The sequence below is a fragment of the Kitasatospora sp. NPDC059577 genome, from assembly GCF_042735475.1.
Classification (GTDB): domain Bacteria; phylum Actinomycetota; class Actinomycetes; order Streptomycetales; family Streptomycetaceae; genus Kitasatospora.
This window is the reverse complement of the sequence record NZ_JBHWBZ010000056.1, coordinates 48300-68777: the sequence shown is the minus strand read 5'-3', so window position 1 is coordinate 68777 and position 20478 is coordinate 48300. Positions and strand designations below refer to the sequence as shown.

At 72.7% G+C, this 20478-nt stretch carries 21 protein-coding genes, 1 pseudogene and 1 riboswitch; of the genes and pseudogenes, 13 read left to right on the top strand and 9 right to left on the bottom strand.

Annotation, left to right across the window (positions count from 1 at the left end; all coding sequences use genetic code 11):
* Nucleotides 1–226: pseudogene (locus ACFV0O_RS32380) on the bottom strand (N-acetylglucosamine-6-phosphate deacetylase); the annotation flags it as partial.
* The gene (locus ACFV0O_RS32375) at nucleotides 223–1170 is read right to left on the bottom strand and encodes an ROK family protein (RefSeq protein WP_380347328.1); all 948 of its coding nucleotides are present in this window, start codon (nucleotides 1168–1170) and stop codon (nucleotides 223–225) included. The gene ACFV0O_RS32375 and the pseudogene ACFV0O_RS32380, both read right to left, overlap by 4 nt.
* A 379-nt stretch (nucleotides 1171–1549) precedes the next feature.
* Between ACFV0O_RS32375 and ACFV0O_RS32370 the strand changes: the two genes are divergently transcribed.
* Nucleotides 1550–2788, top strand: coding sequence for an extracellular solute-binding protein (locus ACFV0O_RS32370; RefSeq protein ID WP_380347327.1), 1239 nt, complete (start codon nucleotides 1550–1552; stop codon nucleotides 2786–2788).
* 135 nt (nucleotides 2789–2923) lie between these two features.
* On the opposite strand, the gene ACFV0O_RS32365 is transcribed toward ACFV0O_RS32370, so the two are convergent.
* Nucleotides 2924–3274: a cupin domain-containing protein gene (locus ACFV0O_RS32365; RefSeq protein WP_360257281.1), complete on the bottom strand. Its 351-nt coding sequence runs from the start codon at nucleotides 3272–3274 to the stop codon at nucleotides 2924–2926.
* 102 nt (nucleotides 3275–3376) lie between these two features.
* Between ACFV0O_RS32365 and ACFV0O_RS32360 the strand changes: the two genes are divergently transcribed.
* Both ACFV0O_RS32360 and otsB read left to right on the top strand, forming a co-directional pair.
* Nucleotides 3377–3604 carry a DUF3263 domain-containing protein gene (locus ACFV0O_RS32360; protein ID WP_350630003.1) on the top strand — a complete coding sequence of 76 codons (228 nt, stop codon included), beginning with the start codon at nucleotides 3377–3379 and terminating at the stop codon, nucleotides 3602–3604.
* Nucleotides 3605–3658: 54 nt separating this feature from the next.
* The gene (otsB, locus tag ACFV0O_RS32355; RefSeq protein WP_380347326.1) at nucleotides 3659–4498 is read left to right on the top strand and encodes a trehalose-phosphatase; all 840 of its coding nucleotides are present in this window, start codon (nucleotides 3659–3661) and stop codon (nucleotides 4496–4498) included.
* Here otsB and ACFV0O_RS32350 read toward each other — a convergent pair.
* Together ACFV0O_RS32350 and ACFV0O_RS32345 are read right to left on the bottom strand one after the other, a co-directional pair.
* A complete protein-coding gene (locus ACFV0O_RS32350) occupies nucleotides 4485–5951 on the bottom strand; it encodes a trehalose-6-phosphate synthase (RefSeq protein ID WP_380347325.1) in 1467 nt (488 codons plus the stop codon). The genes otsB and ACFV0O_RS32350 overlap by 14 nt on opposite strands.
* A gap of 38 nt (nucleotides 5952–5989) precedes the next feature.
* On the bottom strand, nucleotides 5990–6997 hold the full coding sequence (locus ACFV0O_RS32345; protein ID WP_380347331.1) for a glucosyl-3-phosphoglycerate synthase: 1008 nt from the start codon (nucleotides 6995–6997) through the stop codon (nucleotides 5990–5992).
* 171 nt (nucleotides 6998–7168) lie between these two features.
* Nucleotides 7169–7305: riboswitch (SAM riboswitch) on the top strand.
* 16 nt (nucleotides 7306–7321) lie between these two features.
* Between ACFV0O_RS32345 and thrC the strand changes: the two genes are divergently transcribed.
* From thrC to ACFV0O_RS32320, 5 genes are all read left to right on the top strand, one after another.
* On the top strand, nucleotides 7322–8629 hold the full coding sequence (gene thrC, locus ACFV0O_RS32340) for a threonine synthase (protein WP_380347324.1): 1308 nt from the start codon (nucleotides 7322–7324) through the stop codon (nucleotides 8627–8629).
* Nucleotides 8630–8696: 67 nt separating this feature from the next.
* Nucleotides 8697–8975: a MoaD/ThiS family protein gene (locus ACFV0O_RS32335; protein WP_380347323.1), complete on the top strand. Its 279-nt coding sequence runs from the start codon at nucleotides 8697–8699 to the stop codon at nucleotides 8973–8975.
* A gap of 540 nt (nucleotides 8976–9515) precedes the next feature.
* Nucleotides 9516–9719, top strand: coding sequence for a cold-shock protein (locus tag ACFV0O_RS32330; RefSeq protein WP_030289665.1), 204 nt, complete (start codon nucleotides 9516–9518; stop codon nucleotides 9717–9719).
* 384 nt (nucleotides 9720–10103) lie between these two features.
* The gene (gene groL / locus ACFV0O_RS32325) at nucleotides 10104–11726 is read left to right on the top strand and encodes a chaperonin GroEL (protein WP_360257269.1); all 1623 of its coding nucleotides are present in this window, start codon (nucleotides 10104–10106) and stop codon (nucleotides 11724–11726) included.
* 111 nt (nucleotides 11727–11837) lie between these two features.
* Entirely contained in the window at nucleotides 11838–12194 is a 357-nt protein-coding gene (locus tag ACFV0O_RS32320; protein WP_380347322.1) for a hypothetical protein, read from the top strand.
* Here the strand turns inward: ACFV0O_RS32320 and ACFV0O_RS32315 are convergent.
* Nucleotides 12191–12850, bottom strand: a complete 660-nt coding sequence (locus ACFV0O_RS32315) for a hypothetical protein (RefSeq protein WP_380347321.1) — start codon at nucleotides 12848–12850, stop codon at nucleotides 12191–12193. The two genes, ACFV0O_RS32320 and ACFV0O_RS32315, sit on opposite strands and share 4 nt — an antisense overlap.
* Nucleotides 12851–12905: 55 nt before the next feature.
* On the opposite strand from ACFV0O_RS32315, the gene ACFV0O_RS32310 reads away from it, so the two are divergent.
* From ACFV0O_RS32310 to ACFV0O_RS32300, 3 genes are all read left to right on the top strand, one after another.
* Nucleotides 12906–13289, top strand: a complete 384-nt coding sequence (locus tag ACFV0O_RS32310; protein WP_380347320.1) for a PadR family transcriptional regulator — start codon at nucleotides 12906–12908, stop codon at nucleotides 13287–13289.
* Entirely contained in the window at nucleotides 13286–14242 is a 957-nt protein-coding gene (locus tag ACFV0O_RS32305; RefSeq protein ID WP_380347319.1) for a hypothetical protein, read from the top strand. Before ACFV0O_RS32310 ends, ACFV0O_RS32305 begins: the two co-directional genes overlap by 4 nt.
* A 122-nt stretch (nucleotides 14243–14364) precedes the next feature.
* Nucleotides 14365–15051, top strand: a complete 687-nt coding sequence (locus tag ACFV0O_RS32300; protein WP_380347318.1) for a copper homeostasis protein CutC — start codon at nucleotides 14365–14367, stop codon at nucleotides 15049–15051.
* A gap of 49 nt (nucleotides 15052–15100) precedes the next feature.
* On the opposite strand, the gene ACFV0O_RS32295 is transcribed toward ACFV0O_RS32300, so the two are convergent.
* Nucleotides 15101–17164: a HelD family protein gene (locus ACFV0O_RS32295; protein WP_380347317.1), complete on the bottom strand. Its 2064-nt coding sequence runs from the start codon at nucleotides 17162–17164 to the stop codon at nucleotides 15101–15103.
* A gap of 364 nt (nucleotides 17165–17528) precedes the next feature.
* Here ACFV0O_RS32295 and ACFV0O_RS32290 point away from each other — a divergent pair, with 364 nt between their 5' ends.
* The gene (locus tag ACFV0O_RS32290; RefSeq protein WP_360257252.1) at nucleotides 17529–17690 is read left to right on the top strand and encodes a hypothetical protein; all 162 of its coding nucleotides are present in this window, start codon (nucleotides 17529–17531) and stop codon (nucleotides 17688–17690) included.
* 26 nt (nucleotides 17691–17716) lie between these two features.
* Here ACFV0O_RS32290 and ACFV0O_RS32285 read toward each other — a convergent pair whose 3' ends face one another.
* A complete protein-coding gene (locus ACFV0O_RS32285; RefSeq protein ID WP_360257249.1) occupies nucleotides 17717–19354 on the bottom strand; it encodes a DNA repair helicase XPB in 1638 nt (545 codons plus the stop codon).
* 145 nt (nucleotides 19355–19499) lie between these two features.
* Nucleotides 19500–19904 carry a hypothetical protein gene (locus tag ACFV0O_RS32280; RefSeq protein WP_380347316.1) on the bottom strand — a complete coding sequence of 135 codons (405 nt, stop codon included), beginning with the start codon at nucleotides 19902–19904 and terminating at the stop codon, nucleotides 19500–19502.
* Nucleotides 19905–20008: 104 nt separating this feature from the next.
* Between ACFV0O_RS32280 and ACFV0O_RS32275 the strand changes: the two genes are divergently transcribed.
* Nucleotides 20009–20260 (top strand): hypothetical protein, encoded by a 252-nt coding sequence (locus ACFV0O_RS32275; RefSeq protein ID WP_360257245.1) that lies wholly within the window; start codon nucleotides 20009–20011, stop codon nucleotides 20258–20260.
* The last annotated feature ends 218 nt before the right edge of the window (nucleotides 20261–20478 follow it).

Here is a 20478-nt window from a genome sequence, read left to right as displayed (position 1 = left end):
AGGAGGCGCCGCCGCCGCCGTGGACGTGCAGGTCGACGAAGCCGGGGACGACGGTGTATCCGGTGAGGTCGAGGTCACCGGGTTCGGTGTCGCCGCCGTCGGTGCCGTTCGTGACGGCGCGGATCCGGTCTCCCTCGACGACGAGGCGGTGGTCCTCCACGACACCGCCGGGCAGCACGAGTCGGGCGCCGGCCAGGGCAGTTCGGTCACGGTCCGCGGTGGTCACGCGGTCACCTCCATGGTGAGCAGATCCCAGGCGAGCAGGCCGGCGCCCAGGGACGCGGCGGTGTCTTTGAGCATGGCGGGTACGACCTTGGGGGGCATCTGGAAGGTCAGGCGCTCGGTGACGGCCGCGCGCAGCGGAGTGAAGAGGGTGTCGCCGGCCTCGGCCAGCCCGCCGCCGACGATCACCGTGGACGGGTCGAGCAGGCTCTGGGCGAGGACGATGCCGTCGGCGAGGGCGTCGACGGCGCGCTGCCAGACCGCGAGGGCGCGGTCGTCCCCGGCGTCCACCGCGGCGGCGCAGGATGCCGCGTCGGCGTCGGGGTCGCCGCTGGCCCCGGCCCAGGCACGGGAGACGGCGGAGGCGGAGGCCAGCGTCTCCAGGCAGCCGCGGGCGCCGCAGCCGCACTGCGGGCCGCCCGGGCGGACCACGACGTGGCCGATCTCCCCGCCGTAGCCGTGGGCGCCCGCCTCGATCCGGCCGTCGATGCCGATGGCGCCGGCGATGCCGGTGCCCAGGGCGACGAACAGGAAGCGGTCGACGCCCCGGCCGGCGCCGAGGCGGCCCTCGGCCAGGCCGCCCGACCGCACGTCATGGCCGAGGGCCACCGGCATCGCGACGCCGTCGGGGCCCGCCAGGCGCTCGCCGAGGAGCCTGCGCAGGGGCAGTTCCCGCCAGCCGAGGTTGGCGGAGAAGACCGCGATCCCGTTCTTCTCGTCGATCGTGCCCGGGACGGCGACGCCGGCCGCGAGCGGGGCGACGCCGAAACGGCGGCGGCCCTCGTCCGCCAGGTCGGTGGCGAAGTCGAGGATGGCGGTCACGACGGCGTCCGTGCCGTGCTCCCGCCCGGTCGGTCGGCGTGCCTCGAACAGCACGGAGCCGTCCTGGGCGAGCAGCGCGGCCTTCATGCCGGTGCCGCCTACATCGAGTGCGATGACGTGCTTCACGGAGGACAGTTTCCCTTGGGTGGGTAGAAGAGGTCTAGTCCAGTTGTCGGATTGGTCTGGTCCATGCAGGGTGAGCTTTGTCGCAGCTGCGGCGGTGTGCGGCGCTTTGGGGTGGGGCGTACGGGGGGTGTCCCGGGGTGGTCCGGGGGTTGTCCCGGAGGCGATCCCGGCGTGCGCGGTTGCGCATCGTGCAACGACCCCGGGCACTTCGGTAACTACTGCGGCGGGGTGCCCCAGTGGTGTGGACCAGTGGTCGGCGGGTTTGACAGTGTGGCGCCTCCCCCCTGCCGGAGTCCCTCGTTCCGGCGGCAGTTCTTCCCCTAAGGCGGTACCCGCGTTGAACAGGCGCGTCCACGTTCCCACCCGTGTGCTCGGTCGTGTGCTGGCCGGAGCACTGGCACTCACCGCGGTCGGCGCGTGCGGCGGGCAGGGCGAGGGGACCGTCACCCTCAAGCTGGTCGCCGCGGACTACGGGGAGAACCAGGAGACCGGCTCCGCGCACTACTGGGACGCGGTGGCCAGGGACTTCGAGGCCGCCAACCCCGGGATCAAGGTCAGCGTCGAGGTGGACGGCTGGACCGAGATCGGCAAGAAGGTCGAGGACATGATCGCGGCCGGGAAGTCCCCGGACCTGCTGCAGACCGGCGGCTTCGCGGACCAGGTCGCCGCGGGCCGGCTGTACCCGGCGTCGGACGTCCTCTCGGTGGATACCCAGGCGAACTTCCTGGACACCTTCGCGCACGCCGGCCAGGTGCTCGGGACGCAGTACGGGATCCCGTTCGTGTCCTCGTCCCGGGTGCTCTTCTACAACAAGGCGATGTTCCGGCAGGCGGGGATCACGCAGCCGCCCGCCACCTGGAACGAGCTGAAGCAGGACGCGGAGAAGATCAGGGCCAAGGTGCCGGGCGTGACCCCGTACGGTCTCCCGCTCGGGCCGGAGGAGGCACCGGCGGAGTCCATGCTGTGGACGCTGAGCGGCGGCGGGAGCATCTCCGACGACGTCGGCAACTACACCATCGACAGCGCCCAGAACCAGGCCACCTTCAGCTGGCTCAAGAGCAACCTGGTGGCGACCGGGCTGACGTACCCGGACCCGGGGAAGATGAACCGCACCCCGGTGTTCCAGGACTTCGCGGCCGGCAAGGTCGCGATGCTCAACGGGCACCCGACGCTGCTGCGGATGGCGACCGCGGGAAACATCGACTTCGGGACGGCGCCGATCCCGAAGAAGGACGGCGTCGGACGGACCGGGAGCCTCGGGGTCGCGGACTGGATGATGGCGTTCAAGGCGAACGGGCACAAGAACGAGATCAAGAAGTTCCTGTCGTTCGTCTACAACCGGGACAACCAGCTGAAGTTCGACGAGCGGTACAACCTGCTGCCGGTCACCCAGGACGCGTTCGACCGGATGTCGACGGACCCGAAGCACGCCGACCTCAAGCAGTTCGCGGTCGGGCTGGCCAACGCGAGCTTCTACCCGTTCGGGGACCCGGCGTGGGGCGAGGTCAGCAATCGGATCAAGGCCGGGATCGGGCAGGCCGTGACGGGCGATCCGAAGCAGGTGCTCGGGGGGCTGCAGGACGCGGCGGTGAACGAGGCGACGCGGGTCCGCAAGTAGCGTCCGGCCGTGGGGCCCGGTCCCGGGGGTTCCGGGGCCGGGCCCCTGCGCGTCCGCGTCCGCGGGGGGAACGCGCTCGGGGGAACGCGTCCGGCGGGAGCGTGATCAGGGGGAGCGTGGTCAGGGGGAACGCGCTCAGGGGAGCGTGATCGCGTAGGCCTTGCGGAGGGTCTCGTGGACCGTCCAGGTGGTGCGGTCGCCCTCGCGCAGCACCGCACAGTCGCCCGGACCGACCTCCAGGGTCGAGCCGCCCTCGACCTCGATGGTGGCCCGGCCGCTGAGGACCACGAACATCTCGTCGGCCTCGACGTCCGTGACCACGCCGGGGGTGATCTGCCAGATGCCGCGCAGCTGTCGGCCGTCGGCGGACTCGGAGAGGACCCGGCCGGTGACCTCGGGCGTGCCGGAGACGATCTGCGCGGGGTCGAGCGGGTCGGGTTCGAGGTCGGCGGCGGGGATGTGCACGGCGAAGCTGGGCGTGGTCATGGGGATGACGCTAGCCGGGCCGGCGAAGCGGTGGGGCGAGCACTGTGTGTCGGGGTCGCGCGGGAGAATGACACTCCGTAGTGGCGGGCGGAGGTGTGCGCGGTGGGCGAGCTGAGCGAGCGGGATCGGGCGGTGCTGGCGCTGGAGGGGCGGCAGTGGCGGACGGCGGGGGCCAAGGAGCGGGCGATCAGGGAGGAGCTGGGGCTTTCCTCGACCCGGTACTACCAGCTGCTGAACGCGCTGCTGGACCGGGAGGAGGCGCTGGCGCACGCCCCGGTGCTGGTGAACCGCCTGCGGCGGGTGCGGGCCGCCCGGCGGGAGGCCCGCTGACGCGGGCGTTCGACGCGGGCGTTCCGTGCCGGGACCGGGGGTAAGGGCCTCGGTATGGGATTCGAAGAGACGTGGGTGCCGGGGACCGAGGCCGGGCGGGACGGGGTGCGGGCGATCCTGCGGGCGCCCCGGGACACCGTGATCGGCCTGGACTTCGACGGGACCCTGGCACCGATCGTGGCCGACCCGAGCCTGGCCCGCGCGCACCCCGGGGTGGCCGGCGCGCTGCGGGTGCTGGCATCCGAGGTGCGGGCCGTGGTGGTGGTGACGGGACGGCCTGCGGCGCTGGCCGTGGAGTACGGGGGACTGGCCGGGGTGCCCGGGGTCGTGGTGCTGGGACACTACGGCGCCGAGCGGTGGGAGGACGGTGAGCTGACGGCGCCTCAGGTGCACCCCGGGGTGGCGGGTGCGCGGGAGGCGTTGCCCGGGGTGCTGGCGCGGTCCGGGGCGCCCGAGGGCACCGGCCTGGAGGACAAGGGCCGTTCGGTCGCCGTGCACACCCGGCGGACGGCGGCGCCCGAGGAGGCGCTGGAACTGCTGCGGGCGCCGGTCGGGGCGCTGGCGGCCGAGCACGGACTGGTGGTGGAACCCGGCCGGCTGGTGCTGGAACTGCGGCCGCCGGGCGTGGACAAGGGGGCGGCGCTGACCGGCTTCCTCCGGGAACGGGCCGCCGGATCGGTGCTGTACGCGGGGGACGACCTGGGGGACGTGGCGGCCTTCGCGGCGGTGGAGAAGCTGCGGGGCGAGGGGATGGCCGGGCTGCTGGTGTGCAGCGCGGCGGTGGGGGACGCACCGGTGCGCGAACTCGCCGACCGGGCGGACCTGGTGGTCCCGGGCCCGGCCGGCGTGGTGGAACTGCTGGAATCGCTGGGTCAGGCGCTCACAGCGCGTTGAGCTGGTCGAGGAACCACTGCTGCGGGGGGAGCGCGGTGGCCGCCGCCGCGAGGCGCTTGGTCCGGTCGGCGCGTTCCGCCTCGGGCATGGTGAGGGCGGTGTGCAGTGCGTCGGCGGTGGCGATGACGTCGTACGGGTTGACCGTCAGGGCGTCGTCGGCGAGTTCCGCGTAGGCGCCGGCCTCCCGGGAGAGGACCAGGGCGCAGCCGCGGTCGGAGACCACGGGGACCTCCTTGGCCACCAGGTTCATGCCGTCCCGGATGGGATTGACCAGGGCCACGTCGGCCAGGCGGTAGGCGGCCAGGGAACGCGGGAAGTCGTCGTCGACGTGCAGGATCAGCGGCTTCCAGGTGGGGGTGGCGAACTCGGCGTCGATCTCCCCCGCGAGGCGCCGGACGGCCGCCGTGTAGTCCCGGTACTCGGCCAGGTCGGTCCGGGACGGGTAGGCGAACGCGATGTGGACCACCCGGTCGTGCCACTCGGGGCGGGTGCGGAGCAGGTGCCGGTAGGCCTGGAGGCCGCGGACGATGTTCTTGCTCAGCTCGGTGCGGTCGACCCGGACGATGGTGCGGCGGTCGCCGACGGCCTCGCGCAGGATGGCGAGGCGCTCGTCCACGTCGGGCCGGCGGGAGCGTTCGCGCAGGAAGTCGGCGTCGGCACCGAGGGCGTGCACGCCCAGGCGGGTGGTGCGGCCGTCGTGGGTGACGGTGAGCGCCTCGTGGTCGACGGCGGCGCCGAGCAGGTCCTCGCAGCAGGCGGCGAAGGCGCGGGCCCAGCGTTCGGTGAGGAAACCGGCCCGGTCGGCGCCCAGGATGCCGGTGAGGACGTCACGGCCGACGTCGTCGGGCAGCATCCGGTAGTACTCGGGCGGGGCCCACGGGGTGTGCGAGAAGTGGCCGATCCGCAGGTCGGGACGGGCGGCGCGGAGCAGGGCCGGGGCCAGGGAGAGGTGGTAGTCCTGCACGAGCACCGCGGCGTCCGGGGCGGCTTCGGCAGCCAGCGCCTCGGCGAAGGCCGCGTTGTAGGCCCGGTAGGCAGCCCACTCGGTGCGGAACCCGGCGTCGAAGGCGGGCGCGGTGGGGGTCGCGTAGAGCAGGTGGTGGACGAACCAGAGGGTGGAGTTGGCGACGCCGTTGTAGGCGCGGGCGAAGGTCTCGGGGTCGATGTCCAGCATCCGGACGGCCTGCCCGCCGACGTCGTGGCCGGCCAGGTCGAGGCGGCCGTCGGGGGCCTGCGCGGCGGCTCTGCGGTCCGCGGCGTTGAGGGCCGCGCAGACCCAGACGGCGTTCGGGTCGTCGATCGCGGAGAGGCCGGACACCAGCCCCCCGCCGCCGCGCCGCAGGGTCAGCGTGCCGTCGTCGGCGGTGCTGAAGGACACCGGTCCCCGGTTGGAGGCCACCAGGACGGGGGCGGTGCCGGTCGCACTCGAACGTTCGGTCGTGAGATCGCCCATGGTTGGGATGTTGCCGGGGCTCCGGCGTGGCAAACCCCTCAGTGCCGGGTGGCGTATTCGGGGACGGTGTGCATCGGGGGGCGTTCCAGGGCGGTGATCTCGTAGGTGCGGGGGGTGAAGATGGGGGTGTCCCCGGCCGGGGTCCGGGGGCGGGGGTCCGGGTCGCGGGTGAACTGGGTGAGCTGGGGGTGGACCAGGTCGGCGGAGGCCTTGAGCCGGTGGGCGCGGTCGAGGCGTTCGAGGGCGGTGCGGTAGATGGTGGCGGCCATCCGGCCGAGGGCCTGGCCGTCCTGGTGGCGGTGGTGCCGGACGCCGACGTCCACCTGGGCCAGGGCGTCCAGGCCGACCAGTTCCAACGCGTCTACCAGCAGGCCGAGTTCGACGCCGTACCCGGTCGGGAAGGGCAGCCGTTCGAGCAGTGAGCGGCGGGCCGCGTACTCGCCGCCGAGGGGCTGGACGAACCCGGCGAGCTCCGGCCAGTGGAGGTTGAGGAGGGGGCGGGCGACGAGTTCGGTGACGCGGCCGCCGCCGGCCGGGACGACGGCGCCGGACTCCGTCTCCAGCGGGCGGTCGTACATGGCCTTGACCAGGTGGATGGACTCGTCGGTCAGCAGGGGGCCGACGATGCCGGAGACGAAGGCCGGGTCGAACTCGCGCAGGTCGGCGTCCACGAAGCAGACGATGTCGCCGCGGGTGACCAGCAGCGAGCGCCAGAGCACCTCGCCCTTGCCGGGGGCGGCGGGCAGCCGGGGCAGGATGGCGTCGCGGTGCTCCACCCGGGCGCCGGCCTCGGCGGCGACGGCGGCGGTGGCGTCGACGGAGCCGGAGTCGACCACGACGAGTTCGTCGACGAGCGGGAGGCGTTCCATCAGTTCGCGGCGGACGGTGCGGACGATGTCGCCGACGGTGGCCTCCTCGTCCAGGGCGGGGAGGACCACGCTGACCGTGCGCCCGGTGCGCTCCTTGGCCGCGAGGAGGGTGCGGACCGGCCGGTCGGCGGCGCTCCAGGAGCGGCGGCGCAGCCAGGACGCCGCCTGCGGGAGCAGTGCGGGAGTCGGTTCGGCGGGCACGGAAGTCTCCTCGGCGGGTCGGGTGGGACGGGTCATCTCGCGTGGCGGACGGTCCCGTTCAGGATTGACGCCTTCGGATACAGTCTTCGTACAGCGGTCGGACCTTTGCACGCCGGGGTCACCGCTGAGCGCCACCACAATTTCACAAGCTCATCCAGAGGGACTGAGGGAACGGCCCGTTGACGTCCCGGCAACCTTCTCGCGCGGCTGTCGTCATACAGGCCCCGGCGGGACAGGTGCCAATTCCGGCCTGTGGCGCGACCGCGCTACGGGGAAGATGAGGAGAGAGGCCTCGCCATCATGGCTATCGACACTGTCGCACCCTCCCCCAGCCTTCGGCCGGGGGGACCCCGACCCGTGGACCTCGGCCCGGCCGCCGCGCTGTCCTGTCGCGAGTGTGGCACCCGCTTCCCGCTCGGTCCCAGCTTCGCGTGCCTGGAGTGCTTCGGCCCGCTGGAGATCGCCTACGAGTTCGGCAGCGAGGGCGCGGAGGAGCTGCGCAAGCGGATCGAGGCCGGTCCGACGTCCGTCTGGCGCTACGCGCCGCTGCTGCCGGTGCCGGCCGACGTGGCGTCCAAGCCGAACCTGAACCCGGGCTGGACCCCGCTGGTGAAGGCGGACAACCTGGGCCGGGAGCTCGGCTTCACCGCCCAGCTGCACATCAAGGACGACTCCGGGAACCCGACGCACTCGTTCAAGGACCGCGTGGTGGCGTGCGCCATCGAGGCGGCGCGGGCGTTCGGCTACACCACGCTGTCCTGCTCCTCCACCGGCAACCTGGCCGGCGCGGTGGGCGCGGCGGCCGCCCGGGCGGGGTTCCGGTCCTGCGTGTTCATCCCGCACGACCTGGAGCAGGGCAAGGTCGTCATGGCCGGGGTGTACGGCGGCGAGCTGATCGGCATCGAGGGCAACTACGACGACGTGAACCGCTTCTGCTCGGAGCTGATCGGCGACCCGGCGGGGGAGGGCTGGGGCTTCGTCAACGTCAACCTGCGGCCGTACTACGGCGAGGGTTCCAAGACGCTGGCGTACGAGATCTGCGAGCAGCTCGGCTGGCGGCTGCCGGAGCAGATCGTGATCCCGATCGCCTCGGGCTCGCAGTTGACGAAGATCGACAAGGGGCTGCAGGAGCTGATCAAGCTCGGACTGGTCGAGGACCGGCCGTACCGGGTCTTCGGCGCCCAGGCGGAGGGCTGCTCGCCGGTGTCGGCGGCCTTCAAGGCCGGCCGGGACGTGATTCGGCCGGTCAAGCCGGACACCATCGCCAAGTCGCTGGCGATCGGCAACCCGGCCGACGGCCCGTACGTGCTGGACATCGCCCGCCGCACGGGCGGCGCGGTCGAGGACGTCACGGACGCCGAGGTCGTGGCGGCGATCCGGCTGCTGGCGCGGACGGAGGGCATCTTCGCCGAGACCGCGGGCGGGGTGACCGTCGGCGTGCTGAAGAAGCTGGTCGAGACCGGGCAGCTGGATCCGGCCAAGGAGACCGTCGCGATCAACACCGGCGACGGCCTGAAGACCCTGGACGCCGTCTCCGACGCCGGGATGACCGCCGTCATCCGCCCGACGCTGGACTCCTTCCGCGCCGCCGGCCTCGTGTCCGCCTGAACCTCCCCCGTCCCGGCCCCGCCACCCGGGGGCCCGCCCCGCAAGGCCCCACCCCGCTAGGAGAGCCATGAGCGCCAACGTCCGCATCCCCACCATCCTGCGCACCTACACCGGCGGCGCCGCCGAGGTGACCGCCCAGGGCGCGACCCTGGCCGAGGTCATCGCCGACCTGGAGAAGAACCACGCGGGCATCGCCGCCCGCCTGCTGGACGACACCGGCAAGCTGCGCCGCTTCGTCAACGTCTACGTGAACGACGACGACGTGCGCTTCGCCGAGGGCCTGGCGACCGAGATCAAGGACGGCGCCGGCGTCTCGATCATTCCGGCGGTGGCCGGCGGCTGCTGAGCCGCGAATCCCCGCCATTCGGCCACCCGTGCGTACGGAATTCCGTTCTCCGTGCGCACGGGTGGCCGGTTGCATTCCGGCTGGAATCTTTCCGAGTCGAGTCGGAGTAGAGTGTCGCTCGGTTGGGAACAGGGGTTCCCTCTCGACCGCCCGCGCCGTTCCGCCCGGGCGCGTCCGGCCGGTGAGACCGGCCCGGCAATCATGTCAGGCCGATGTCAGAATTACCGCGGGGATTTGGGTAATTCGTCCGCTATGTCCGGCGTGAAATGCCGATATTTTTCCGATTCGGCCCGTCCTGTCCCTTGATCGGGCAGTGGAATTACCGGCGGTTGACCCTGTTGCAGAGGGCGTCGGTCCGGATACATTCAGCGGCGGTCGACGCAGTCACCCGCTCACCGGACGCCGTTCGGCGCCCCGCGCGGAGGGCTGCGGCGTGCACGGCTGCGCCCAGGGGGGGTTCCCCGGGCCGGCCTTCAAACCAACCCGGGCCCGCGACCTGCGGGCACGTGAAGGGCCAGCACAGCACTAGGGGAGTTCGGAATGGCTCAGGGCACCGTCAAGTGGTTCAACGCGGAGAAGGGCTACGGCTTCATCGCGGTCGACGGTGGTGCGGACGTCTTCGTCCACTACAGCGCGATCCAGATGGACGGCTACCGCACCCTCGAGGAGGGCCAGCGGGTCGAGTTCGAGATTTCCCAGGGACAGAAGGGCCCGCAGGCGGACATGGTTCGCGCGGCGGTCTGACCCCTTCCGACTCCAGGAGCTCGGCCCGGCCCAGGGCTGGTGACCACTCGCTTCTCGACGGGCCCGCACGACACGCGTCGTGCGGGCCCGTCGGCGTTCCCGGGTGTTCCCGGCGTGTTCCCGGCGTGTTCCCGGCGTTTCCGGCCGTTCCCGGACGGCCCCGGGGCGGGCTCCGCGGCGGCTCGCGGGTCGGCGGCGGGGCTTGCACTCGACCACCCGGAGTGCTAATCATTGGCGTTAGCACTCACAGCGTGAGAGTGACAGCGGACCGGGTCGGTGAGGCCCCCGGGAGCGGTAGGGGAAAAGACCCCCGCACACCAGGGCCGTCCGTCGCGGGCACCCCTTGGTCCGAGCAGTCGACCGTGTCCCGGAGGACCACTTCTGATGGCCAAGATCATCGCCTTTGATGAGGAAGCTCGCCGCGGCCTTGAGCGTGGCATGAACCAGCTCGCCGACGCGGTGAAGGTCACGCTCGGCCCCAAGGGCCGCAACGTCGTGCTGGAGAAGAAGTGGGGCGCCCCCACGATCACCAACGACGGTGTCTCCATCGCCAAGGAGATCGAGCTCGAGGACCCGTACGAGAAGATCGGCGCGGAGCTCGTCAAGGAGGTCGCCAAGAAGACGGACGACGTCGCGGGTGACGGCACCACCACCGCCACCGTGCTCGCCCAGGCCCTGGTTCGCGAGGGTCTGCGCAACGTCGCCGCCGGCGCCAACCCGATGGCCCTGAAGCGCGGCATCGAGAAGGCCGTCGCCGCCGTCTCGGACCAGCTGCTGGCCCAGGCCAAGGACGTGGAGACCAAGGAGCAGATCGCCTCCACCGCCTCCATCTCCGCCGCTGACACCCAGATCGGCGAGCTCATCGCCGAGGCCATGGACAAGGTCGGCAAGGAAGGCGTCATCACCGTCGAGGAGAGCAACACCTTCGGTCTGGAGCTTGAGCTCACCGAGGGCATGCGCTTCGACAAGGGCTACATCTCGGCCTACTTCGCCACCGACCTGGAGCGGATGGAGGCGACCTTCGAGGACCCCTACATCCTCATCGCCAACTCCAAGATCGGCTCGGTCAAGGACCTCCTGCCGCTGCTGGAGAAGGTCATGCAGAGCGGCAAGCCGCTCGTCATCATCGCCGAGGACGTCGAGGGCGAGGCCCTGTCGACCCTGGTCGTGAACAAGATCCGCGGCACCTTCAAGTCCGTCGCCGTCAAGGCCCCGGGCTTCGGCGACCGCCGCAAGGCCATGCTCGGCGACATCGCCATCCTCACCGGTGGCACGGTCATCTCCGAGGAGGTCGGCCTCAAGCTGGAGAACGCCGGCATCGACCTGCTGGGCACCGCCCGCAAGGTGGTCATCACCAAGGACGAGACCACCATCGTCGACGGTGGCGGCGAGAGCGACCAGGTCGCCGGCCGCGTGAACCAGATCCGCGCCGAGATCGAGAACAGCGACTCGGACTACGACCGCGAGAAGCTCCAGGAGCGCCTCGCCAAGCTGGCCGGCGGCGTGGCCGTCATCAAGGCCGGCGCGGCCACCGAGGTGGAGCTCAAGGAGCGCAAGCACCGCATCGAGGACGCCGTCCGCAACGCCAAGGCCGCCGTCGAGGAGGGCATCGTCGCCGGTGGTGGCGTCGCCCTGCTGCAGGCCGGTGTCGCCTTCGACAAGCTGGAGCTGGAGGGCGACGAGGCCACCGGTGCCAACATCGTCAAGGTCGCGCTGGAGGCGCCGATCAAGCAGATCGCGACCAACGCCGGCCTGGAGGGTGGCGTCGTGGTGGAGAAGGTTCGCAACCTCCCCGCCGGTCACGGCCTGAACGCCGCCACCAACGAGTACGTCGACCTGGTCGCCGTGGGCATCATCGACCCGGCCAAGGTCACCCGCTCCGCGCTGCAGAACGCCGCCTCCATCGCGGCGCTGTTCCTCACCACCGAGGCCGTCATCGCCGACAAGCCGGAGAAGGCCGCTGCGGCCGCCGGCGGCGGCATGCCGGGCGGTGACATGGACTTCTGATCCTGATCGTTCCGATCGGATCGGTGGTACCTCGTCCGCGTGGGCGGTTCCCTTCGGGGGGCCGCCCACGCGGCGTTTCGGCGTTGCGACGGGTCGACGGAGAATGGACGGATGGCTGCTGACGACATCGAGACCGCCCTGCACAACGCGCGGGCACTGATCCTGGCCGACCTCACCGCGCGGGACGTGGCGGACGCCGCCGTCGTCTCGCTGGTGGAGCAGGCCGTGACGCACCGCCGCTGGTGGCTGGAGCAGTGGCCGGACGGCACCGAGTACGTGCTCGGACTGGTCGCCCAGGACGTCCAGGACGCGCTGCTGGAGGCGTACGGGCGCTGGCCGCTGTGCAGCGAGTGCGCGGCCGACGGGGACCCGCACGCGCTGGGCGTGGAGCCGGAGCTGGGGCCCGATCCGCACTGGGTGTGCGGCAAGCAGGGCGCGGTGGTGGCGCCGGTCGGGAAGCTGCCCTAGTCCTCCAGCCGCTGGAGTTCGGCCGTCAGGTTGGCGCGGGCGGCGTCCGTGAAGCGCTCGTGGGCGGCGGGGGTGCGGTAGAGCGCGGGCAGGGCCAGGAGCCCGCGCAGGACGGCGGCGCGGCCGGCGCGGAAGTCCGGCTCCGGGACGAAGCCGTACTCCTCCCGGACGGCGGCCGCGTACGCCGCGTACGCCTCGGGGGTGCCGCCGAGGACGGCGAGGTCCGCGTCGCAGAGCACCTCGCCGTCGCGGTCGCCGGGGGCCGGGTCGTGGCCGACGGTGAGCAGGACCAGCCGCTCGACCTCGGCGACCCGGGCGGCGGGCAGGCCGGCGGCGGTGAGCGCGCGGACGGCCAGGGCGGCGCTGCGCTCCTCGTTCTCGGTGCGGTCGGGGCGGTAGACGGCGTCGTGGAACCAGGCTGCGAGGCGGACGGTGTCCGGGTCGCAGGCGTGCCCGGCGAGGTCGTCGACGTGCCGTAGGACCGCGCTCAGGTGCTCGGCTGTGTGGTAGCGGCGCTGGGGTTCCGACCAGCGGCGCAGCAGTTCCCGGCCGTACGGCCCGGGGTCGTCGGCGGCGCCGCAGCGGTGCAGCAGGGCGGTCCAGGCGGTGAGCAGGTCGGTCTCGGTGGTGGGCGTGTGCGTCGGCATGCGGGCCATTGTGGCGGGTCGTTCCGGTGGACGGGATGTGCCGGTCGGCGATATATGTAGACGTATGACTGAACGCTCCATGCAGGAGCCGACGCTGCTTCTGCTCACCGCGCTGGCCGATGCCCCGAGGCACGGCTACGCGCTCATCCAGGAGATCGCCGCGATCTCCGACGGCCGGGTCAAGATGCGCACCGGCACCCTCTACGGCGCCCTCGACCGGCTGCTGGGCCAGGGCCTGATCGAGGTCGCCGCCGAGGAGGTGGTGGACGGTCGCGCCCGGCGCACCTACGCGCTGACCGGCGCCGGGCGGGAGGCGCTGGCCGCGGAGGCCGGGCGCCTGCGGGCGGTCGCCACCGAGGCCGAGCGCCGGCTGGCGAGGATCCGGGCGATGCTGCCGGGGAGTGCCGGGTCGCAGGGGCGGCCCGCGTCGGGAGGAGGACTCTCATGACCATGCCGGTGATCGGTGCCGCGCCCTCGGTGGTGCTGCGGGCCGCGCTGCAGCTCTACCCGGCGCAGTACCGCCGGGAGCGCGGCGAGGAGCTGACCGAGGTGTTCGCCGACACGACGGCGGAGGGCGGTCGCGCGGCGGTCGCCCGGGAGGTGCTCGGCCTGGCCGTGTACGGGCTGCGGGTGCGGCTCGGGCTGACCGGCGCCTCGGCGGCCGGCCGGCTGCTCGCCCTGGCCGCGCCGATGATCGCCGGCGCGGTGGTCGGCGCCACGATGGTGCCCTGGCTGGCCACCGTGGACCGGACCACCAGCTGGCTCGCCTGGGACGACTCGTTGGGGAACCAGGTCCGGGCGTTCGCCCCGCCGGTGGCCGCGCTGCTGCTCGCGGTGGCGGCCCTGCTGGGGCGCTGGACGGCGGTGCGGGCCACCGCGCTGGTCCTGGGCGTCATCGGGCTGCGCCAGCTGGGCGAAGCCGTGCTCACCTCGCACTTCGACCTGTGGTGGGTCGGATACGTCGGGATGGCCTCGCTGCCCTTCGTGGCGGCCGCGCTGCTGCTGGTCGCCGCGCCGACCGACCTGCTGCCCCGGCCGACCGGGCGGACGGCCGGGCTGGTGCTGGCCGCGGCGGTGGCGGGCGGACTGCTGGAGGCGGCCCAGAACTGGGACGACACCACCTTCCCGCTGGACCGGGGGTGGGTGGTGGTGATGCTCGTCGCGCCGCTGCTGCTGACCTTCGCCGGGCTGCGCGGCCGGACGGTGCCGACGGCCGTGGGGGTGACGGTGCTGGTGGTGACCGGGCCGGGGTGCCTGTTCAACATCTGGCGTGAGGCCCACGGGGTCTCGAACCTGCTCCCGGTGGCGGTGCCGGCGCTGGGACTGCTGGTGCTGGTGGCGTTGGCGGTGCACCGGTCCGGCCGGCGGCCGGCCGTCGCGGCGGCCCACGGTCCGGCCTGACGGGGGTTGTCGGCACGGACGGCGGGGGTTGCCCGGGGCCGGCGCGGCGGGGACGCCGACCCGGTACGGCCGGATCGGGGTGCGGTCTCGCCGGGGCCGGCGGCATGTGGCAACCTACTGATATGTCTAGACCAATTTTCGAAGTCATCGCGCTGACGCCCCAGGACGCCCAGGCCGCCGAATCGGGTGGCGCCGACCGGCTCGAACTGGTCACGGACATGGCCGCCGACGGACTCACCCCGTCCGTCGAGGACTTCGCCCGGATCCGGGCCGCCGTCGGCATCCCACTGCGCGTCATGCTCCGGGTCCGGGACGGCTTCACCCCCGGCGACCTGGACGAACTGTGCGCCCGGGCCGCCGCGTTGCGGGCCGAGGGCGCCGAGGAGTTCGTCCTCGGCTTCCTCGACGCCACGGGCGCCGTCGACCTCGCCGCCACCGCGGCCGTCGCCGAGGCGGTGGCCGGCTGCCGCTGGACCTTCCACCGGGCGATCGACCACAGCGCCGACCGGGCCGCCCTGCGGGCCGCCGTCGGCGCACTGCCCGGGCTGGACACCTTCCTCACCTCGGGCTCGGCCGCCGGGGTGGACGCCGGGCGCGCCGTGCTGTCGGGCGAACTGGCCCGGGCCGGCGAGCCCGGGTACCGGCAGCGGATCCTGATCGGCGGCGGCCTGCGGGCCGAACACCTGAAGGAGCTCCGGGCGGAGGGCTTCGACGCCTTCCACGTCGGCGGCGCGGTGCGGGCCGACGGCTGGCGCTCGCCGGTGGATCCGGCCAAGGTCGCCGAGTGGCGGGCTTCGATCGACGCCTGAGCGCCCACCGGTGGGGCCGGTCCCGCGGCGCGGGACCGGCCCGTCGTCGTCAGCGCAACCGCTCGGGCAGCGGTTCGCTGTGCAGCACGGTCAGCCCGGAGACGGCGCGGGTCAGCGCCACGTACAGCCGCCGCAGTCCGGTCCGCTCGTCCGGCTCGCCGGCGATCACCGCGGCCGGCTCGTCCAGCACCACGTAGTCGTACTCCAGACCCTTGGCCAGCGAGGCCGGGACGAGGGTCAGTCGGGCCTCGGCGCTGGTCTCGGTGCCGGGGGCGAGGTGCGGCAGGCCCGCCGCGGCCAGTGCCTCGGCGAACACCGGGATCCGGGCGTCGGCGGCGATCAGGCCGGTCGAGCCCTCGTGCTCCAGTGCCTCCCGGCAGGCGGCGACGACCGCCTCGACCGCGTCGGCCGGCTCCCCTTCGGCGATCCGGCGGATGGTCAGCGAACCGGGAGTGTCGCGGACCGAGGTGGCCGGGGCCAGGCCCGGAGCGATCGCCGGGAGCAGCCGGGAGGCGTACGCGATGACCTCCTCCGGCACCCGGAAGCCCTTGGTCAGCTCCTCGACGTGCGCCTCCGGCTTGCCCAGGTGGTGCAGGGCGTCCGGCCAGCTCGCGGTCGCCCACGGGGTGGTGCCCTGGGCGAGGTCGCCGAGGACGGTCGCCGAGCCGGTGGTGCAGCGGCGGCCGACCGCGCGGTACTGCATCGGGGAGAGGTCCTGCGCCTCGTCCAGCACCACGTGGCCGAGCGAGGGCGTGCGCTGCACCAGGTCGTTCGCCTCGTCCACCAGGACGGCGTCGGCCTGCGTCCAGCGGGCGGTCTTCACCGAGCGGCCGGGCTTGGGCCACAGCACCGCCTGCTGCTCCTCGGGCGTCAGCACGCCCTCGGCGCAGGCGGCCAGGAACTCCGGGTCGGAGAGCAGCCGCAGCACCAGCTTCGCCGGGTCGACGGCGGGCCAGCACTCCTTGACCACCGCCTTGACCGCGGTGTTGCGGGCCACCGCGTCCTGCACCCGGTCGTCCGGGGCCTCGCCGCCCTGCTCCATCTTCAGCAGCACGGCGTGCGCGATGCGCTGCGGCAGGGCGTCCCTGGCGGCGCCGTAGCGGACCTCACGGTCCTTCAACTCCTCGATGATCTCGACGAGTTCGTACACCGGGACGCGCCAGCGGCGGGAGCCGCGGACCACCACGCAGGGCTCGGTGGGCAGCGCGATGCCCGCCCGCACGGCCCGGCGCAGCACCTCGGCCATCCGGGCGTCGCCCTTCAGCCGGGCCGACTCCGGGCCGTCCTCGCCCCGGACCTCGACGTGCCCGACCAGCTGCTGCACGGTCGCCTGGGCGACGTCCAGCTCGCCGAGGGCGGGCAGCACCTGCTCGATGTAGGACAGGAAGGCGTTGTTCGGCCCGATCACCAGGGTGCCGGTCCGGGCCAGGCGTTCGCGGTGCGCGTACAGCAGGTACGCGACGCGGTGCAGGCCGACGGCGGTCTTCCCGGTACCCGGCGCGCCCTGGACGCAGATGGTGCCCGTGATGTCGGAGCGGACGATCTCGTCCTGCTCGGGCTGGATGGTGGCCACGATGTCGCGCATCGGGCCGACGCGGGGCTTCTCGATCTCGGCGGCGAGCAGGGCGGAGGAGGTGTCGGTCTCGGCCGGGTCGGTGAGGTGCTCGTCCTCGTAGGCGGTGAGTTCGCCGCCGGTGTAGCCGAAGCGGCGCCGCCGCTCGACGTCCATCGGTTCGGTGCGGCTGGCCCGGTAGAACGGCTGGGAGACCGGCGCCCGCCAGTCGATCACCATCGGGTCGCCGTCGGCGTCGTGGACGTGCCGACGGCCGATGTAGAAGTTCTCCCCGCCCCCGCCCTCGGAGAGCTCCTCGCTGATCGGGTGCAGGTAGTCCAGGCGGCCGAAGAACAGCGGGGTGTGGGAGAGGTCGGCCAGGGCGGCGATCCTCGCCTCGATCTGGTTGTGGAGGACGGCGGCGGACACCCAGGTGCCGGTCACGTCGCGCAGGTCGAGCGACTCGACGTCCTCGCGCATCGCTCGCAGCGCGGCCCGGGACGAGGCCAGGTGGTCGCGTTCGCGCTGGAGGGGGTCGGTGGTGGTGGGGGTGGCGGGCACAGCGAACCTTTCCGGCTGTCCCGGTGGCGGGCGCAGCGGATCGATGGAGCTCACGGTGGGGTACGGCCGACCGTCCCTCCTTGCCCGACGACGGACAGGAGGGGCCCATCGTGCGGTCGGCGCCTCCCCCGGCTGCCTGCGGGACTTCAGCAGGTACCACGGTTCGGGAGGGGGCAGACGGACGATCTTAGACCTGTCGGGCCCGGTGTTCCAGCTCCGCAGGTCAGGGTCGGGGGCGGGCGGCCTCGGGGTTCGCCCTCCGGGATCCCCGGGGGCGCCGTACATCCTGAGGACGAGCCCCGCCGCGGCGGATACGGCCTTTGGAGTGATGCCGGCGGCCGGTCGGGTGCCTACCGTTGAAGACATGAGCACCCAGAACAGAAACCCCCGGACCGGCCCGGCCGGCGCCACCGCCGCCGCCGGGCGTCACCACAACCGGCTGAGCACCGCCGTCCGCAACGTCGGCATCGCCCTGGACACCGCCGCGCGCGTGATCTTCCTCGGGCGCGACGGTGTCCGCTACTGAGCGTTCCCCCGGTTACGGCGCGTCGGCTACAGCACGTCGTCCGCGTCGATGATCCGGTACGCGTAGCCCTGCTCGGCCAGGAAGCGCTGCCGGTGGGCGGCGAAGTCCTGGTCCACGGTGTCCCGGGCGACCACCGAGTAGAAGTGGGCCGAGTGGCCGTCCGCCTTGGGGCGCAGCACGCGGCCGAGGCGCTGGGCCTCCTCCTGGCGGGAGCCGAAGGTCCCGGAGACCTGGATGGCCACCGTGGCCTCGGGCAGGTCGATCGAGAAGTTCGCGACCTTGGAGACCACCAGGACGCCGATCTCCTTGTTCCGGAAGGCGTCGAAGAGCTTCTCGCGCTGGGCGTTGCTGGTCTCGCCCTTGATCACCGGGGCGTCCAGGGCCTCACCGAGTTCGTCCAGCTGGTCGATGTACTGGCCGATGATCAGCGTCTGGTCCTTCTCGTGCTTCTTGACCAGCGCCTCCACCACCCGCCGCTTGGTCGCCGTCGTGGCGCAGAAGCGGTAGCGCTCCTCCGGCTCGGCGGTCGCGTAGGCGAGCCGCTCGGAGTCCGTCAGGGTGACCCGGACCTCGCAGCAGTCGGCCGGCGCGATGTAGCCCTGCGCCTCGATCTCCTTCCACGGGGCGTCGAAGCGCTTGGGACCGATCAGGCTGAACACGTCGCCCTCGCGGCCGTCCTCGCGCACCAGCGTCGCCGTCAGGCCGAGCCGTCGGCGGGCCTGCAGGTCGGCGGTGAACTTGAACACCGGCGCGGGCAGCAGGTGCACCTCGTCGTAGACCACCAGGCCCCAGTTGCGGGCGTCGAACAGCTCCAGGTGCGCGTAGACGCCCTTCCGCTTGGTGGTCATCACCTGGTAGGTGGCGATGGTGACCGGGCGGATCTCCTTCCTGGTGCCGCTGTACTCGCCGATCTCCTCCTCGGTGAGCGAGGTGCGCTTGACCAGCTCGTGCTTCCACTGGCGGGCCGAGACGGTGTTCGTGACCAGGATCAGCGTGGTCGACTTGGCGTGCGCCATCGCGGCCGCGCCGACCAGCGTCTTGCCGGCACCGCAGGGCAGCACGACCACGCCGGAGCCGCCGTGCCAGAAGCCCTCGACGGCCTGCGCCTGGTACGGGCGCAGCTGCCAGCCGTCCTCCGCCAGGTCGATCGGGTGGGCCTCGCCGTCCACGTACCCGGCGAAGTCCTCGGCGGGCCAGCCGAGCTTGAGCAGCACCTGCTTGATCTGTCCGCGCTCGGAGGGGTGCACCACCACGGTGTCCGGGTCGATCCTGGCGCCGACCAGCGGGGCGACCTTCTTCGAACGCAGCACCTCCTCCAGCACCGGCCGGTCGGTGGTGGCCAGCACCAGCCCGTGCGTCGGGTGCTTGAGCAGCTGGAGCCGCCCGTACCGGCCCATGGTGTCGGCCACGTCCACCAGCAGTGCGTGCGGCACCGGGTAGCGCGAGTACGTCACCAGGGCGTCCACCACCTGCTCGGCGTCGTGCCCGGCCGCCCGGGCGTTCCACAGCCCGAGCGGGGTCACCCGGTACGTGTGCACGTGCTCGGGCGCCCGCTCCAGCTCGGCGAACGGGGCGATGGCGCGACGGCAGTCGGCGGCCTTGGGGTGGTCGATCTCCAGGAGAAGAGTTTTGTCGCTCTGGACGATGAGCGGTCCGTCGTTCACGCGGGGGAGCCCTCCACTGGCTGACATGGTGGTTTGACGCAGACCCTCCAGTGTCGCGCATTCCGCCGCCGTCGTGGAGGGACCGTGTGGAAGGGCCGTGTGGAAGGGCCGTGCGGACGGGCCGTGTGGACGGGCCGGTGTGGGGCTACTTCCACTCGTAGAAGGTGCCGGTGGACTTCCCGCTGGCGTCGGTGTCGAACTCGAAGACGCCGGCGACGCCGTTGAGGCGTTCGAGGGCGGGGGAGACGGTGGCGAAGAAGAGCGCGCCGCGGAAGCTGGTGCCGCCGTCCTTCGTCATGTGGCCGACGCCGCTGCCGTGCCAGGTGACGGTGTCGCCGTCGGCGGTCATGTCGATGCCCTGGCCCTCGCCGTAGAGCGTGCCGTCGGGCCGGGCCTCGGCTTCGTAGGTGCCGAAACCGCTGACCGCGGTGCCGAAGTAGTCGCCGGTGCCGCGGAACGAGACCTCGACGGTGACGTGGCCGTCACCGGCGGAGAGGACGCGTCGGCCGGTCTCCTGGCTCGCTGTTTCGCCGATCTTGTCGCCGAGCATGGGTTTCCTCCTGTCGGGATCCCCCTGTTCCAGCCTGCGCCGGGCGCGGGCGGCGGGCAACGGCGCGCAGTGACCACCGTGCGTGCTCGCTCGTTGAGCAGGTCATGAAGAAGTCGAAGCGCGTTCTCACCGCACTCGCCCTGATGGGCACGGCCTTCGCCGCCACCGCCTCCTCCGCGGGCTCCGCCCACGCCCTCGCGGGCATCGGTGAGGGGCCCGGCGGCCTGCTCGCGGCGCCCGGGTTCCTGATCGCCGACCAGGTCGGCGGCGGCTCGCTGCCGATCGGGCAGGGGGAGATCGGCAGCCTGGCGGACAAGGCGGTCCAGGAGAAGATGAAGGAGTCGAAGGGGCACTGACGCCCCGTCATCACCCTTCCCGTCGTCCCGTCGCCCCTGCGCTCCGGTGTGCGTCGGCTACTCGTCGAGTTCCGCGACGCCGGTGATGCGGTGGAGGGCGAAGGTGCGCAGTTCGTCGGCGTGGTGGGGGTAGGGGGGTGGGGAAACGCCGAAGTCCTTGACCGGGTGGGTTATCTCGGTGCGGGGGTATACCGCCGCGGTGTGTTTTGCGCATCACA